This is a genomic window from Streptomyces sp. NBC_01017, from assembly GCF_045162795.1.
Taxonomy (GTDB): Bacteria; Actinomycetota; Actinomycetes; order Streptomycetales; family Streptomycetaceae; genus Streptomyces; species Streptomyces machairae.
On record NZ_CP108683.1, the window covers coordinates 1,781,803 to 1,797,531 of the forward strand.

General features: G+C 71.1%; 15 protein-coding genes. 12 read left to right on the forward strand and 3 right to left on the reverse strand.

Annotation, left to right across the window (positions count from 1 at the left end; genetic code table 11):
* Together OG331_RS08425 and OG331_RS08430 are read left to right on the forward strand one after the other, a co-directional pair.
* Positions 1–2,817, forward strand: a complete 2,817-nt coding sequence (locus tag OG331_RS08425) for an NHLP bacteriocin export ABC transporter permease/ATPase subunit (protein ID WP_406193568.1) — start codon at positions 1–3, stop codon at positions 2,815–2,817.
* 212 nt (positions 2,818–3,029) lie between these two features.
* Positions 3,030–4,571, forward strand: a complete 1,542-nt coding sequence (locus OG331_RS08430; RefSeq protein WP_406193570.1) for an alpha/beta fold hydrolase — start codon at positions 3,030–3,032, stop codon at positions 4,569–4,571.
* Positions 4,572–4,577: 6 nt separating this feature from the next.
* Here OG331_RS08430 and OG331_RS08435 read toward each other — a convergent pair whose 3' ends face one another.
* Both OG331_RS08435 and OG331_RS08440 read right to left on the reverse strand, forming a co-directional pair.
* Complete coding sequence (locus OG331_RS08435) at positions 4,578–5,108, reverse strand: SRPBCC family protein (protein WP_406193572.1); 531 nt, start codon at positions 5,106–5,108, stop codon at positions 4,578–4,580.
* Between the two features lie 6 nt (positions 5,109–5,114).
* Positions 5,115–5,456, reverse strand: coding sequence for an ArsR/SmtB family transcription factor (locus OG331_RS08440; RefSeq protein ID WP_406193574.1), 342 nt, complete (start codon positions 5,454–5,456; stop codon positions 5,115–5,117).
* Positions 5,457–5,591: 135 nt separating this feature from the next.
* Between OG331_RS08440 and OG331_RS08445 the strand changes: the two genes are divergently transcribed.
* From OG331_RS08445 to OG331_RS08465, 5 genes are all read left to right on the forward strand, one after another.
* Positions 5,592–6,599, forward strand: coding sequence for a Ppx/GppA family phosphatase (locus tag OG331_RS08445; protein ID WP_406193576.1), 1,008 nt, complete (start codon positions 5,592–5,594; stop codon positions 6,597–6,599).
* 180 nt (positions 6,600–6,779) lie between these two features.
* Positions 6,780–7,814, forward strand: coding sequence for an iron-containing redox enzyme family protein (locus OG331_RS08450; protein ID WP_406193578.1), 1,035 nt, complete (start codon positions 6,780–6,782; stop codon positions 7,812–7,814).
* Positions 7,815–8,489: a HemK2/MTQ2 family protein methyltransferase gene (locus OG331_RS08455; RefSeq protein ID WP_406193580.1), complete on the forward strand. Its 675-nt coding sequence runs from the start codon at positions 7,815–7,817 to the stop codon at positions 8,487–8,489.
* Positions 8,470–8,676: a CDGSH iron-sulfur domain-containing protein gene (locus OG331_RS08460; RefSeq protein WP_383230441.1), complete on the forward strand. Its 207-nt coding sequence runs from the start codon at positions 8,470–8,472 to the stop codon at positions 8,674–8,676. The genes OG331_RS08455 and OG331_RS08460 overlap by 20 nt, the downstream gene beginning before the upstream one ends.
* Positions 8,677–8,820: 144 nt before the next feature.
* Complete coding sequence (locus OG331_RS08465; protein WP_406193582.1) at positions 8,821–9,270, forward strand: STAS domain-containing protein; 450 nt, start codon at positions 8,821–8,823, stop codon at positions 9,268–9,270.
* A gap of 197 nt (positions 9,271–9,467) precedes the next feature.
* Here OG331_RS08465 and OG331_RS08470 read toward each other — a convergent pair whose 3' ends face one another.
* On the reverse strand, positions 9,468–9,902 hold the full coding sequence (locus OG331_RS08470; protein WP_328877471.1) for a protease inhibitor: 435 nt from the start codon (positions 9,900–9,902) through the stop codon (positions 9,468–9,470).
* Between the two features lie 326 nt (positions 9,903–10,228).
* Between OG331_RS08470 and OG331_RS08475 the strand changes: the two genes are divergently transcribed.
* From OG331_RS08475 to OG331_RS08495, 5 genes are all read left to right on the forward strand, one after another.
* On the forward strand, positions 10,229–10,789 hold the full coding sequence (locus tag OG331_RS08475; RefSeq protein WP_406193584.1) for a hypothetical protein: 561 nt from the start codon (positions 10,229–10,231) through the stop codon (positions 10,787–10,789).
* 203 nt (positions 10,790–10,992) lie between these two features.
* On the forward strand, positions 10,993–12,603 hold the full coding sequence (locus OG331_RS08480) for a purine-cytosine permease family protein (protein WP_406193586.1): 1,611 nt from the start codon (positions 10,993–10,995) through the stop codon (positions 12,601–12,603).
* Complete coding sequence (locus OG331_RS08485; protein WP_406193588.1) at positions 12,600–13,292, forward strand: alpha/beta fold hydrolase; 693 nt, start codon at positions 12,600–12,602, stop codon at positions 13,290–13,292. The genes OG331_RS08480 and OG331_RS08485 overlap by 4 nt, the downstream gene beginning before the upstream one ends.
* A 73-nt stretch (positions 13,293–13,365) precedes the next feature.
* Positions 13,366–14,535, forward strand: a complete 1,170-nt coding sequence (locus tag OG331_RS08490) for a lactate 2-monooxygenase (protein ID WP_406193590.1) — start codon at positions 13,366–13,368, stop codon at positions 14,533–14,535.
* Positions 14,532–15,509 carry a 2-hydroxyacid dehydrogenase gene (locus OG331_RS08495; RefSeq protein WP_406193592.1) on the forward strand — a complete coding sequence of 326 codons (978 nt, stop codon included), beginning with the start codon at positions 14,532–14,534 and terminating at the stop codon, positions 15,507–15,509. The genes OG331_RS08490 and OG331_RS08495 overlap by 4 nt, the downstream gene beginning before the upstream one ends.
* The last annotated feature ends 220 nt before the right edge of the window (positions 15,510–15,729 follow it).

The following is a 15,729-nucleotide window of genomic DNA, read 5'->3' on the forward strand; positions in this document are numbered from 1 at the left end:
ATGACCTCCGTCCACGAGGGTGACCTCGTTCTCAACGCGCTCGGGCAGATGGGCACGCGCATCGACTGCGCCGGGCACAACCGACTCGACCTCGAAGGCCCGCAGGTGCTGTGGCTGGTCGCGTCCGGCGCCGTCGACCTGTTCGCGGTCGACGCCGGGCAGCAGGGCCACTGGCACCACCTCGGCCGCCTGGAGGCGGGCTCCCTGTTGCTCGGCCCGGTCCCGGGACCGCAGCACACCCTGGTGGCCCGCCCGCTCAGGGACTGCGTCGTGCACCGCATCGGGCTGCGCGAGCTGCACCAGCCCGCGCACACGCAGACCTGGTCCTACGACGAGTACGGCAACCCGCAGTACGTCCCGCCGCAGACGAGCCCGCTGGAGTACGCCCTCGCCCTGGGCGTCGGACGCAGCCTCACCATCCTCTTCCAGGCACCCATGGCCACCGAACGGGCGGCCGAGGTCACCGACGACGACGTCTTCTGGATGCAGGTGCCGCCGGGCAGTGTGCAGTACGGCTCGCTGTACGGCGCCGAGGCCGCCGCCGATCTGCTGATGGACCCGGCGGTCTGGCAGTCCATGGTCGACCAGCAGTACCGCCTGCTGACCACGCTGGACCGCTGGATCGAGCAGGTGGAGCGCACTCACGAGTCGCGCACGGCGGAGGGCATCAAGGCCGGCGAGGCGGTACGCGCCCAGGCCGACCGGACGCTGCTGGCGTCGATCGGCAAGCGCAGCGACAAGCGCACGACGGCCGCCGACGCGGACGCCAGCTACGCGGCCTGCAAGCTGGTCGCGCAGGCGGCCGGGATCACGTTGGCCGAGCCCGCGCAGAGCGGCACCGAGAGCGACCGGCTCGACCCGGTCGAGCGGGTGGCCATCGCGTCGCGCGTGCGCACCCGGGCCGTACGGCTGGACGGGCCCTGGTGGCGGGACAACGTGGGCCCGCTGGTGGGTCACCGGGCACTGTCGGGTGCGCCGGTGGCGCTGCTGTGGCGGCGCGGCGGCTATGTCTCCGTGCATCCGGCGACCGGCCGTGAGACACCGATCGAGAAGGCCAACGCGGAGGAGTTCGAGCCGCGTGCGGTGATGTTCTACCGGCCGCTGCCCGATCGCGCGTTGAGCCCGCTGCGGCTGCTGCGGTTCAGCATGCGTGGCACGGGCGGCGATCTGACGAACCTCCTGATCAGCGGCCTGGTCACGGTCGCGATCGGTGCGCTGGTGCCGGTCGCGACGGGCAAGGTGCTCGGCGAGTTCGTGCCGAAGGCGCAGACCGATCTGATCGTGCAGTTCTGTCTGGCCGTGATGATCAGCAGTGTCGTGGCCGCGGCGTTCATGCTGTTGCAGAACATGACGATCCTGCGCCTGGAGGGCCGTATCGAGGCGACGCTTCAACCGGCCCTGTGGGACCGGCTGCTGCGGCTGCCGACGAAGTTCTTCACCGAGCGCTCGACCGGTGAGCTGGCGAGCCAGGCCATGGGCATCAGCTCGATCCGCCGCCTGATGGCCGGGGTCGGCCCGGTCGTCGCGCAGTCGGTGACGGTCGGCGCGATGAACCTGTCGCTGCTGTTCTGGTACAGCGTGCCGATGGCGCTGGCGGCGATCGGCATGCTCGTCGTCATCGCGGGGGTGTTCCTGGGGCTCGGGCTGTGGCAGGTGCGCTGGCAGCGGCGGCTGGTGGTGCTGAGCAACAAGCTGAACAACCAGGCGTTCCAGACGCTGCGCGGGCTGCCGAAGCTGCGTGTTGCGGCGGCCGAGAACTACGCCTACGGGGCGTGGGCGGACCAGTTCGCGCGCAGCCGGGAGCTCCAGCAGAAGGTGGGGCGGATCAAGAACCTCACCACGGTGCTGGGTGCGGTGTATCTGCCGCTGTGCACGCTGCTGATGTTCATGCTGCTCGCCGGTCCGGCGCGCGGCTCGATGTCGGCGGCGGCGTTCCTCACCTTCAACACCTCGGTGACGATGCTGCTGACCTCGGTCACCCAGCTGACCGGAGCGTTCGTCTCGGCGGTGGCCGCGCTGCCGCTGTTCGAGGAGATCAAGCCGGTGCTCGAGGCTACGCCCGAGGTGCGCACGGCGAGCACCCGGCCGGGCCCGCTGACCGGTGCGATCGAGGCGCGCCGCCTGTCCTTCCGGTACTCGGACGACGGCCCCCTCGTCCTCGACGACGTCTCGTTCGACGTGCGGTCGGGCGAGTTCGTGGCGATCGTCGGCCCCAGCGGTTGCGGCAAGTCGACGCTGCTCAGGCTGCTGATCGGCTTCGACAAGCCGGTCTCGGGCAGTGTGCTGTACGACGGTCAGGACCTGGCGGCGCTCGACCAGTCGGCCGTACGACGGCAGTGCGGGGTCGTGCTCCAGCACGCGCAGCCGTTCACCGGGTCCATCCTGGACGTCATCTGCGGTACGGAGCCGTACACGCCGGAGGAGGCGATGGCGGCGGCCGAGATGGCGGGGCTCGCGGAGGACATCAAGCGGATGCCGATGGGGCTGCACACCATCGTGTCGGGCAGCGGCGCGATCTCCGGCGGGCAGCGGCAGCGTCTGATGATCGCCCAGGCCCTGATCCGCCGCCCACGCATCCTCTTCTTCGACGAGGCGACCAGCGCCCTCGACAACGAGACGCAGCGCACGGTCATCGAGAGCACCAAGGCCCTCAACGCCACCCGCATCGTCATCGCGCACCGTCTGTCCACGGTGCTGGACGCCGACCGTGTGATCGTGATGGAGGACGGCAAGGTCGCCCAGCAGGGCCCGCCCGCGCAACTGCTGGCGGACACGCACGGGCGGCTGCACGAGCTGGTTCGGCGCCAGATGGCGTGATCCGTGGGTCGGGCCGGAGCCGTAGCAAGTCCGGGGCGGTCTCAGGGGTTCGGTCGGCAACCCCTGAGGCATCTCCCCCACACGACCCCGACCACGCCCCGGTGCCTTCCCTGATTCCTGTCCTGAACGGTTGTGACCCCGAGTGGATCACTGCCACGTTCGATCATGCGGGCATTCCCGTGATCCGTTCGCAGGACCCTTGGAAGGACTTCATGCACCCACGAATCAGAGGGCTCACCGGAGTGCTCGCCGCCGGATTACTCGCCGGATCGCTCACCGGAGCGTCGACGCCGAGCGTGGCGGCGGCGCAACCCGAGCCGCCCGGCACGAAGTCGACGAAGCAGCAGGCGATCGGCTGGAAACCGTGTCCCGAGGACGCCACGGCGGAATGCGGAACGCTGCGCCTGCCGGTCGACTGGGCCCGACCGTCGGGCGAGACGTTCGATCTCGCGGTGGCCCGCCGCAAGGCCACCGATCCGGCCCGCCGGGTCGGCGTGCTGCTGGTCAACCCGGGCGGACCGGGCGCTTCGGGTGTGGACTTCGCCGTGGACGAGGCCAAGTCCCACTTCAGTCCGGGCATCCAGGAGAGGTTCGACATCGTCGGGTTCGACCCGCGGGGCGTCGGCCGCAGCCACCCGGTGATGTGCTCCACCGAACTGCTGCGCCGACAACCGTCGGTCTACCCCCGCAACCAGGCGGAGTTCGATCGGCTCGCCGATCACAACCGCGCGTTGCGCGAGGACTGCCGGCGGCACACCGGTCCGCTCTTCGACCACGCAGACACCTTGAGCGTCGTCCGGGACATGGACGCGCTGCGCAGGGCACTAGGCGAGAAGAAGATCAACTACTTCGGCCACTCCTATGGCACCTTGATCGGCGAGCAGTACGCGGAGGAGTACGGCGACCGGATCCGGTCCATGGCGCTCACCGCGAACATCGACCACAGCCTCGGCGCCCGGGAGTTCCTCGTCTCCTCCGCTGCCGCCGCCGAGGACTCGTTCCAGGAGTGGGTGAAGTGGTGCGACCGCACCAGCTCCTGCGCCCTGCACGGCCGTGACGTCACGGGCGTGTGGGACGGCCTGCTCGCCCGGGCGGACCGGGGGGAGATCCGCGATCCGGAGCATCCGGACCGGGTCCTGACCGCGCACGAGATCACGTTCAACGTCTTCAGGATGTTCTACGGCCCGGACCGGGAGGAACTGGCCACCTATGTGGCGGGCCTCGACGCGCAGGAACCGCCCGAGCGGCAGCCATCCGTGCAGCCTCGGCAGGTCCGGCCGTCGACCCCGCCGGGCGCGGACGAGCAGACGCAAGCGGAACCGTTCTACGCGGTCTTCTGCCAGGACTGGCGCTTCCGCGCGAAGGACTACCCGGAGTACGCCAGGCTGACCCGGGCCGAGATGCGGGCCGCACCGCACATGCGCGGCACACCACGCGTGCATCCCGCGGTGGCCGGCTGCATCGGCTGGCCCGGCGAGGTGAACAACCCGCAGCACCGCCTGCGCATCACCGACGCGCCCAGGATCCTCATGCTGCATGCGCGGCACGACCCGGCGAACCACTTCTCGTGGGCGGCCAACGTGCACCGCCAGACCCGCGGGAAGACCGTCCTGCTGCCGTACGAAGGCGCCGGACACAGTGTCTACGGCCGCAGCGACTGCACCCGTGACGCCGTGGACGACTACCTCACGGAGCTGAGAATCCCGAGCGCCGGGAGCAGTTGCGCGCCTGCCACGACGAACACGACGGACTGATCGCGCTCAGGCGTCCAGGCCCGGGACCGGAGCGCCGGAGGGCAGACCTGCGGCCACATAGCCGTCGTAGAACTCCTTCCAGGGCGCACCGGCCCCGGCGTGCGGCCCCTCGAAACGCTCGCCGCGCGCGTGCGCGTCGAGGGCGGCCAGGCAGACCTCCCAGCCGGCGCCGTTGCGGGCGGCGGTGTTCTCGGCGACCAGGACGTTGGTGAGCGTGAAGCGGGTGCGCCCCTCGTCCAGAGCCTCCAGGTCGAAGTGGACCTCGTCGCCGCCCCACTCGAAGGACAGGTGCCGGGGCGCGTCGACGGCGATCACCCGGCCCGTGGAGTCCTCCATGTTCGGGTCGCCTCCGAACTTGATGGTGCCGCCGGGGCGCAGCTCGATCTCGGCGCGCGAGGGGAACCAGTGGGCGAGTTCGTCGGCGGCGGTCACGAACTGCCAGACGCGCTCGACGGGATGGTCGTAGGTTCGGCTGAAGCGGACGGCCGGGCGGCCGTCCTCCAGGGGCAGAAAGGTGCCGGTGAGGTCGGCGGTCATGGTGGATCAGTCCTTCGTGGTGGGTTCCTCGGGGTCGACCGACGTCTCGTCGAGGCGGCGGCCCAGCCTGTCCAGGCTGGTGTTCCACAGCCTTCGATACGGGGCCAGCCAGGCGTCGAGCTCGGCGATGGGCACGGGATCCAGGGCGTAGACGCGGCGCTGCGCGTCCTGCCTGACCTGCACCAGGCCCGCCTCCCTCAGCACCTTCAGGTGCTTGGAGGTGCTCGGCTGGCTCAGCCCGCATGCCTCCACGATCTCGCCGACGGGCCGGGGCCGCTCCAGGAGCAGCGCGACGATGGCCCGTCGGTGCGGATCGGCGAGGGCGGTCCAGAGCGAGGCGTCGGCCATGGCTCCAATATGCCTCGGCGGTTATATTCCAGTCAAGGAATATGCGGGCTCCGGAGTGCGGCGCTTGTGTCATTGGCGACGGCGCGCGGTGGCTGACCCCGTTGGCTGCACGAGGAAACGGGTACTTCCGCATTCATGCGAATCAGCGTGGTGGACGTGGGGTCGAAAACGGTGCGGCTCGTAGTGGCCGATGCGGCGGACGGGGTGCCGCTGCCGGTACACACCGCCAAGTGGCGGCTGAGGCTGTCGGAGCAGGTCAGGCCCGGGGAGGCCATCCCCGAGGAGTGCGTCGGGCAGTTGGCCGACGCCGTCGCGGCGGCGCACCGCACTGCGCACAGATGGGGCGCGAGCGCTCCCTTGGCCTTCGCGACCGCCGTGGTGCGTGCCTCCCCGAACCGACAGGACGTACTGCGTACGGTGCGGACACGGACCGGGGTGAGCCTGTGCACGCTGCCCGGCGAGCTGGAGGCCGAGCTCACGTTTCTCGGCGCGCGACGGTGGATGGGCTGGCGGTCGGGGCCGCTCGCGCTGCTGGACATCGGCGGCGGCTCACTCGAAGTGGCCTTCGGGCGCGGCCGGTTGCCCGACTTCGTGGCGTCACTGCCGCTCGGCGCGGCCCGGCTGACCCATGAGTTCTTCACCGGCGAGGACCCGCCGACGGCGGCACAGGTACGGGAGCTGCGCCGCAAGGTCCGCCATCAACTGCGCGACGTCGCGGCCCGGATCCGCTGGGAGGGACCGCGCACGGCGGCGGTCACCTCGCGCACGTTCCAGCAGCTCGGCCGCCTGTGCGGGGCGGCACCCGGACGCCACGGGCCGTTCGTGGAACGGCGGTTGGAGCGCTCCGCCCTGCGCGAGGCCGTCGGCCGCCTGGCCGCGCTGCCCGTCACCGAACGCGCCCTGCTCCCCGGCATCTCCGCGCCGCGCGCCGAACAGAGCCTGGCCGGCGCGGTCGTGGCGCACACGGCGATGAAGCTGACCGGCCTCAGAACGGTCACGGTCTGCCCGTGGGCGATCCGCGAGGGAATCATGCTGCGGCACATCGAGGATGGCGCGTCCTGGTGGGCGGAGGTGGCCCGCCTCGACGAGGAGGACGCCCGCGCCGACCCGGTGCCCCTACGGATCGCACCCGCGACCAGCTGAACACGACGAGTGAGGCGGAGACACCCGTGCCCGACGGCAGCAAGCAGTCACAGGAGCAGCCGGACACCGGCGCTCGCGGCGGGCCCCGGCCGTGGTCCTCGCCGGCGGCGGCGGCTCGGCCCGCCCGGTCGGACGGATGGTCGTACGGGTGGCCCTGCACCCAACGGGTACTCGGCGACCATGGCACCCGACGTCCGTAGGGCAGGCGGCGGCGAGGGGCCCCGGCTGCCGTCCGCGCGGGGCGGCGTTTCCGCCGCCGTGGAGGAGTATCTGCGGGGTGACGGGCCACCGCCCCGGCGCCTGGACGTCGCGCGCACGGACGTCTACGGCGACGATCTCCAGCTGGCCCTCTACCTCTGCTACGAGCTGCACTACCGCGGTTTCGCCGGCGTGCCCGAGGACCACGAGTGGGACCCCGAGCTGCTGCGTGTCCGTGCGGCACTGGAGCACCGGTTCCTGACGGCCCTGCGCGCGGACACCGCCGCCCACGACAGCGTCGAGGACGCGCTGGCCGACCTCCTCGTCGAACCCGTCGACGGCACCGGTGTCAGCCACTACCTCTGCACCGAGGGCGAGTTGTGGCAGGTGCGCGAATACGTGGCCCAGCGCTCCCTGTACCACCTCAAGGAGGCGGACCCGCACGCCTGGGTGCTGCCCCGGCTGTGGGGCAGGGCGAAGGCCGGCATGGCGGCGGTGGAGTTCGACGAGTACGGCGGCGGCCGCCCCGACCGCGTCCACGCACGCCTCTTCGCCGACCTGATGACGGACCTCGGCCTGGACACGACGTACGGCCGGTATGTCGACGAGGCGACCGCCCAAGCCCTGGCCACGGTCAACCTGATGTCCCTGCTCGGACTGCACCGGGCACTGCGCGGAGCGCTCGTCGGTCATTTCGCGGCCGTCGAGATCACCTCGTCGCCGGCATCCCGGCGGCTGGCGGAGGCGATGCGCCGCACGGGCGCCGGGCCCGCCGCCGAGCACTTCTACGACGAGCATGTCGAGGCTGACGCGGTGCACGAACAGGTCGTGCGCCAGGACGTCATCGCAGGTCTGCTCGCCGAGGAGCCGCACCTCGCGCCCGACGTCGCCTTCGGCATCGACGTCACCGGCTACCTGGAGGACCGCTTCGCCGAGCAGGTGCTCGACGCCTGGCGCGCGGGACGATCGTCGCTCCGCGATCACCACCAACGTTCCGATATACCCCTTAGTTCCTGAATGCCGGGGTACCCGGGCGCCGTGAAGCCACTGGTGCCGCCGGGTGTGTACACCCCTCAGGAAGACACCGACCTGCTCGTCGACGCCCTGCTCGAGGAGCCGCTGCCGGACGGCGCGGACGTCCTCGACGTGGGGACCGGTTCGGGCGCGCTGGCGATCGAGGCGGCGCGGCGCGGCACGCGGGTGACCGCGGTGGACGTGTCGTGGCGGGCGGTCTGCACGGCGCAACTGAACGCCTGGATGGCCCGTCTCCATGTCCGCATCCTGCACGGCAACCTCTTCACGCCGGTGCGCGGGCAGTCCTTCGATCTCATCCTGGCCAATCCGCCGTATGTCCCCGCACCCGACACGGGCCGCGCGCCGCAGGGTGCGGCGCGGGCGTGGGACGCGGGCCGGGACGGGCGGCTCGTCCTCGACCGGATCTGTCTGGAGGCGCCCGCCCTGTTGCGTCCGGGCGGGGTCCTCCTGGTGGTGCAATCGGTGCTCAGCCGCCCCGGGCGGACCGTGTCGCATCTGCGCGACGCAGGCTTGAAGGCTTCCGTGACCCGGCGTCGCGTCGTCCCGTTCGGCCCGGTGCTGCGCACGCGGGAGGACTGGCTGCGGCAGCACGGCCTGCTGTCCGCCCCGGATCAGAGGGAAGAGCTGGTGGTGGTCCGTGCCGAACTCCCGGTCTGACGAGCCGCGCCGGATCAAGGTCCAGCGCCAAGGCCCTCTCCTGGTGGAGGGCCCGGTCGAGGTGGAGCTGGAGGACGGCACGATCGTCTCCTCCGACCGCTTCCGCGTGGCCCTGTGCACCTGCCGGCGCAGCCGCCGCTACCCGTGGTGCGATACCAGCCATCGCGACCGGACCAAGGAGCGCTGAGTCCGCGCACGCGAAGTCAACCGTCTTGGATGAAATTCAGCACGTCGAGTGAACCGCGTCTTGCACGCGGTGCCGCAGGGATGCTCACGCCCGGCCCCGGGTAACTACCCTGATCAATGCGCCCCTTGCCGAGGTGGAGCGGACATGACGCCGGACGCCGACGACCGCGCCTCCCATCCGACCGAGGATCTGGCCGCGGGCTTGTCCCGGTCAGCGCCGCCCACGGCGAACACCCATGCCCGCACCCGCAGACACGGCCCGTTCACCGTGGTCGAGGTGACGGGTGAGATCGATCTGGCGACGGCGGCGCTGGTCAGCGAGCACCTGGACGAGGCGACGGCGCGACCGGAGTCGGATGTGCTGGTCGATCTGCGGCAGGTCGACTTCTTCGACTGCTCGGGACTGCGTGTCCTGTGCCGGGCCGAAACGCGCGCCAGGTACCGCGGCGGACGCCTGCGGGTCGTATCGGACGCACCGCGTATACGGCGGCTGTTGCGCGGTGCCGGCCTGCTGGACCGGTTTGCGCTGTTGCCGGGGATCCCCGACGAAGAGGGGATCCCCGGCAACGAGGGGGTCCCCGGGGAAGACGGGTGATCGTATGCCCCCACGGCGACGATCACCCGTATCCCCCGGGAAGTCGGTCGTTCGGTAAAGATCCGAGGTGCCGACCGGGCGGCCCCACTCCGCCCGGCCGACCCCCGGTGCGAGATCGCCGGGGCCTCTTCGGCAGGCTCACACTCCCCATCCGCGAGCCGCTGCCGAACTGCACGAGGCCGTGCGATCCCGGTCCCCTAGAACGCGAAGAGACTGGTCCCGTAGGAGCTCTTCACGCACTCGTTGGCGAAGGTGCGCTGATAGGAGACGCGCTGGCCCTGCCAGACCCCGTCGACCGTGACGAGCACAGGGTCGTACTGCTTGGTACACAGCACCCCGTCTCTACTCCCGAGGGCGTCGAAGTTCCCGCCCACACTGCGCAGCTCCCCGCACGCCGAGGCGGCGTCGGGATGTGTGCCGGAGGAGGTCGGGGCGCAGCTCAGGGTGACGGCACGCACCGGTGTCGTCATGGTGGCGTCATCACCGTGGGCCAGGGTGAGCACCAGGGCCGACGGGGCGTACAGGGAGGCGGGCGCAGGGTCCGGGGCAGCCAGGGCGGATCCGGTGAGGGGTCCGCAGACGGCGGTGGCCGTGAGAGCGAGGGTCGCTGCCCAGCGCGCGGTGTTCCGCATTGTGTGCATCCTTCCGCTTGAGTTACAGGGTGTGACGACTCCGGCGCGATCGGTGCCGAAGCGACGAGCGGGAGTCTGCCGAGTCCGGCGCCGAAACTCACATCGACACCACGAGTTTCAGTAACCTTGCGTATTGAAGCAGTGGCGTGAAGTAACGGAGTTCGAACGTTCCAACGCCGAAACCTGGCGGTTCTTGATCGTTCCAAGTCGTCGAGTGGCTTGATCTCGCACGCTCATTAATAGGCCTGAAACATTCCGGTTGAGCCCTCGGCTGACACGCCCCGGCGTCCCTTGTGTTCATGGTCGGACCGAGTAATCGTGATTACATGATTACCAACGAGCAACGAGAGAAGCTGCGCGGCTGGTTCGCCGGCCGCCTGCCCGACGACCTCTTCGAGGAGCTGACCGAGGTCACGGTCGACCGCGAGGAGATCACCGTGATCGGCCGCATTCCCGCACCTCAGCCGGCCGGGGGCGGCTCGGCAGCCGAGCGGGAGGCAGCCGTGGAGGGCCGCATCCAGGAGTTCCGGGAGCGCACCCGGGAGACCCGGATCGAGGTGGCCCGCGAGGCGGAGCACCGATTCCGCAGAAAGGTTTCCTGGGGCGTGGAGTGCGACGGTGAGCGCGCCATGTTCACGCACATCGCCGCCCCCGTGATGACCCGGCTCCGTCAGCCCGAGCGACAGGTCCTCGACACCCTGATCGCCGGCGGCGTCGCCCGCAGCCGCAGCGACGCCCTCGCCTGGTGCGTACGCCTCGTCCAGCGGCACACGGACGACTGGCTCACCGAACTGCGCGAGTCACTGGAGAACGTCCAGCGGGTGCGGGCACAAGGGCCGGACACACCGGACACGGACGCGGAGAAGGCACCCGAGGACGGCGACTGATGGAGGTTTCGTCCAGTCACGGCACCGAAGATGGATGAACCGTCCTCTGGTGCGGCTCCCGCGGAGCGCTTTACCGTCTGCAGACCCCCGAGAGGACGGCATCCGCGCTGCCCGCACACCCCAGCGGCAGCGCCCGGCACCGGCCGTCGGCCCCGCCGCGCCACAACGCGCTCCACCGCCCCGCCCACGCTGGAGCCCATCCCTTGCCCCCACAGTTCCCAGCGGCCTCACCGGCCCAACACCCCTCCCCCGCCCCCTCCTTGACCGAGGTCGAGACCCATGGCGTCGACCGCATCCCCGACGCCGAACGCAGCGCCTCCCCGCTGGACCTGTTCCGCCTCGCCTTCGGCGGCGCCAACACCTTCTCCACCTGTGTCCTCGGCGCCTTCCCGATCCTGTTCGGCCTCTCCTTCTGGCAGGGCCTCGCGGCCACACTCCTCGGGGTCGTCGCGGGTGCGCTGATCCTGTGCCCCATGGCTGTGTTCGGACCGGTCAACGGCACCAACAACGCCGTCTCGTCCTCCGCGCACCTCGGTGTGCACGGCCGCGTGGTCGGCTCGTTCCTGTCCCTGCTGACGGCCGTCGCGTTCTTCTCCATCTCGGTGTGGAGCTCGGGTGACGCCCTGGTCGGCGGCGCCCACCGGCTCTTCGGCCTGCCGCGCGGCGACCTGTCGTACGTCGTCGCGTACGCCCTGTTCGCGGGGCTGGTTCTCGCGGTGTGCGTGTACGGGTTCCGCTTCATGCTGTTCGTCAACAAGGTCGCCGTGCCCGCGGCGAGCGTGCTGTTCCTGCTCGGCGTGGTCGCGTTCGCCGGTGACTTCGACCCGTCGTACACGGGCGTCTTCACCGACTCCGCGGACACGGCGACCCAGTCGCTGTTCTGGCCGTCCTTCATCGGCGCGGCTCTGATCGTGCTGTCCAACCCGGTCTCCTTCGGGGCGTTCCTCGGCGACTGGTCGCGCTACATCCCTGCGAGCACCCCGCGCCGCAAGGTGATCGGCGCCGCGTTCCTGTCGCAGATCGCGACGCTGCTGCCGTTCGTGTTCGGCCTGGCGACGGCGAGCATCATCGCCACGAAGGTCCCTGAATACGTCGACCCGGGCGCCCCCGACTTCGTGGGCGGCCTGCTGGCGATCTCGCCCGGCTGGTACTTCCTGCCGGTGTGTCTCCTGGCGCTGATCGGCGGCATGGCGACGGGCACGACCGCGCTGTACGGGACCGGACTCGACTTCTCCTCGGTGTTCCCGCGGCTGTCGCGGGTACAGGCGACGCTGCTGGTCGGCGCGTTGTCGATCGCGTTCATCTTCATCGGACGGTTCGGGCTGAACCTGGTGCAGTCGATCTCGACCTTCGCCACCATGATCATCACCTGCACCACGCCGTGGATGGTCGTGATGATGCTGGGCTACTGGACCCGGCGCGGCTGGTACGACCCCGACGCCCTTCAGGTCTTCAACCGCCGTCAGCGCGGCGGCCGTTACTGGTTCGCGCACGGCTGGAACTGGCGCGGCATGACCGCGTGGTGGGTGGCGGCACTGCTGGGCGTGCTGTTCACCAACATCCCGGGCCAGTTCGTCGGACCGCTGGGCGATCTCGCGAACGGGGTGGACATCAGCCTGCCGTTGTCCCTGGCCGTCGCCGCCGTCCTGTTCCTGACACTGCTGCGGCTGTTCCCCGAGCCGCGGGCGGTCTACGGCCCCGAGGGTGCGCGGCTGTCCCGTACCGTCGAGGTTCCCGTGGCGCCGATCACGGGGCCGGGTGCTTCCGGCGACGACGGGGCATTGTCAGACCCGTCGACTACGTTGCGGGCATGACTCATTTCGTGTTGGTGGCGGGGTCGTGGCTCGGTGCCTGGGCGTGGGACGAGGTGGCGCGCGAGTTGCGCGCGGCCGGGCACGACGCCCATCCGCTGACGCTGTCCGGCCTCGCCGAGAAGGCAGGTGTCACCGCCGGGCAGCAGACGCACGTCCAGGACATCGTGGCGGAGGTCGAGCGCCTCGGTCTGCGGGACGTCGTCCTCGTCGGGCACAGCTATTCCGGGATTCCCGTCGGGCAGGCGGCCGAGCGGATCGGGGACCGGCTGAGGCATGTGGTGCTGGTCGACGCCAATGCCGCGGTCGACGGGGAGTCGTTCCTGTCGGGCTGGCCGAGCGACGACGTGCGGGCGGCGATCGAGGCCGGCGGCGGCGTCTGGCCGCCCCTCGCGGCGGACGACTACGCGGGCCAGGGCCTGACGGACGAGCAGATCGCCCGCATCGTGGGCGCCACCCCGCACCCGGGCGCCACGCTGACCGAACCGGCGGTGATGCCACGCCCGCTCAGTGAGCTGCCGGGCCTCTACATCAAGTGCCTGCTCGACGGCGACGAGCCGATGCCCGCCGCAGCCGAACTCCTCAAGAGCGACCGCTGGGAACTCGTGACCCTGGACACCGGCCACTGGCCGATGTTCTCCCAGCCCCGCGAACTGGCACGCATCCTGCGCGAGTCGGTGGCGAGCCCCTGATCCACTCCCCCGCCTACCGGTCGGTATGGTCGGCGTACAGCGCGTTCTCAGTGACGAGAGGCGGGGCCTACGCATGGGCAAGCACTGGGCGGACTTCCAGTACGAGATCTATCTGAACGGCATGACGGGCGTCGTACCCCGGCTGCCCACCGATCTGACCCGGCTGGAGGAGCTGACCGAGCAGCGCCTCGGTCCCGGTCCCGTCGGCTATGTGGCGGGCAGCGCCGGCGACGGCAGCACCGCCCGCGCCAACCGGGAGGCGCCGCGGCGGCGCCGGATAGTGCCACGCATGCTGCGGGACGTACACGAACGGGACCTGTCCGTGGAGGTGTTGGGCCGCGCCCTGCCCGCTCCGCTGGCGCTGGCGCCGGTCGGCGTGCTGTCGATCATGCACCCGGACGCCGAGTGCGCGGCGGCGCGGGCAGCCGCCGCGCAGGGCGTGCCGTTCACCCTGTCCTCGGCGTCCAGCACCCCCATGGAGCAGGTCGCGGAGGCGATGGGGGACGCCGAACGCTGGTTCCAGCTGTACTGGCCGAAGGACCCGGAGGTGGCGCGGAGTTTCCTGAACCGGGCGAAGGCAGCCGGGTTCACCGCCCTCGTCGTCACCCTGGACACGCCGATGCTGGCCTGGCGACCGCGCGACCTCGACCAGGCGTATCTGCCGTTCCTGCATGGCGTGGGCACCGCCAACTACTTCTCCGACCCGGCCTTCCAGGCGGGCCTGGCCAAGCCCGTGCACGAGGATCCGAACGCGGCCGTCATGCATTTCGTCGGCATGTTCTCGGACCCCGCGAAGACCTGGCCGGACCTGGCGTTCCTGCGGGAGAACTGGGACGGCCCGATCGTCCTGAAGGGCGTGGTGCACCCGGACGACGCCCGCGCGGCGGCCGACGCCGGGATGGACGGCGTCGTCGTCTCCAACCACGGCGGACGCCAGGTCGCCGGCTCCGTCGGAGCGGCCGATGCTCTCCCCCGGGTGGTGGCGGCGGTCGGCGACCGGATGACCGTGCTGTTCGACAGCGGCGTGCGCACCGGCGACGACATCTTCAAGGCCCTCGCGCTCGGCGCGCGGGCGGTGCTCCTCGGACGGCCGTACGTGTACGGGCTCGGCCTCGACGGACAGGCGGGCGTCGAGCACGTCATCCGCTGCCTGCTGGCCGAACTCGACCTCACCCTCGCCCTGTCCGGGCACGCCACCCCCGCCACGATCGGCCCCGCCGACCTCATCGAGGATTCCGTATGACCGTCACGAAGAACGTCCTCGCCGTCATCTCGCCGCACGTGGGCGGGCGGGACATCGGAGCCGGACTGGCCACCCTCTTCCCCGAGGGCGCGAACGTCACCGTCGTCGAGGCGGCCGACGAGGACCCGGCCGCGCTGCGCTCGGCGCACGTCGTCATCACCGCCCTCGCCCCGGTGACCGGCGAACACCTCGCCGCCGCACCGGAGTTGGAGCTCGTGCAGTGCGCGAGCCACGGCTTCGACTACGTCGATGTGGAGGCGGCGCGCGAGCGCGGAGTGCGGGTGTGCAACATCGGCTCCAGCGGCGCCGAGGCGCAGAACGTGGCCGAGCAGACCTTCGCCCTCATGCTCGCGCTGGCCAAGCAGATCGTTCCCGCCCACACCGCGCTCGTCGAGGCCGACTGGGCACTCCCCCGGCTCCAGCACTCGCTGACCGAACTGTCCGGCAAGACGCTCGGGATCGTGGGCCTGGGCCAGATCGGCCGGCAAGTCGCGCGCCGCGCCGCCGCGTTCGACATGAGCGTCGTCTACGCCGGACGGCGCCGGCTGCCGCCGGAGACGGAGGCCGAGTTCGGCGGCGCCCGTCATGTCCCGCTCGCCGACCTGCTGCGGACCTCCGACTACGTCTCCCTGCACACCCCGCTCACCGACGAGACCCCGCTCCTGCTGAACGCCGAGCGGCTGGCGCTCCTCAAGCCGACGGCGTTCGTGATCAACACCGCGCGCGGCGCCCTGATCGACCAGGACGCCCTCGCGGACGCTCTGGAGAAGGGCGCCGTGGCAGGGGCGGGCATCGACGTCTTCGACCCCGAACCCCCCATCCCGGCCCTGCGCCTGCTCCGCGCCCCGAACGTGGTGCTGTCCCCCCACGTCGGCGGCGTCACCCGCGAAACCCTCGTCCGCATCGCCCTGGCCGCCGTCCAGAACGTGACGGACTTCCTCTCGGGCGGGGCGCCTCGGGATGTCGTGAACTAGGGGGTTCACGGGAGCGTGGGAGCCCGGGGATGCGGCTAGGGCCGGCCCTGCTCCTGGCAGCTGGGCCCGGCGCCTCTCCGCTGAGCGCGGAGGCGCGGAGGCGCGGAGGCCGGGACGGTGGGGCGGTGGGGCGGCTCAGGGCAAGTCGCCCCACGCCTCCCACCGTCCCGGCCCCCGGCCCCAGCACGCATCAGCGGTGAGCGCCCCGGCCGCAGGGACC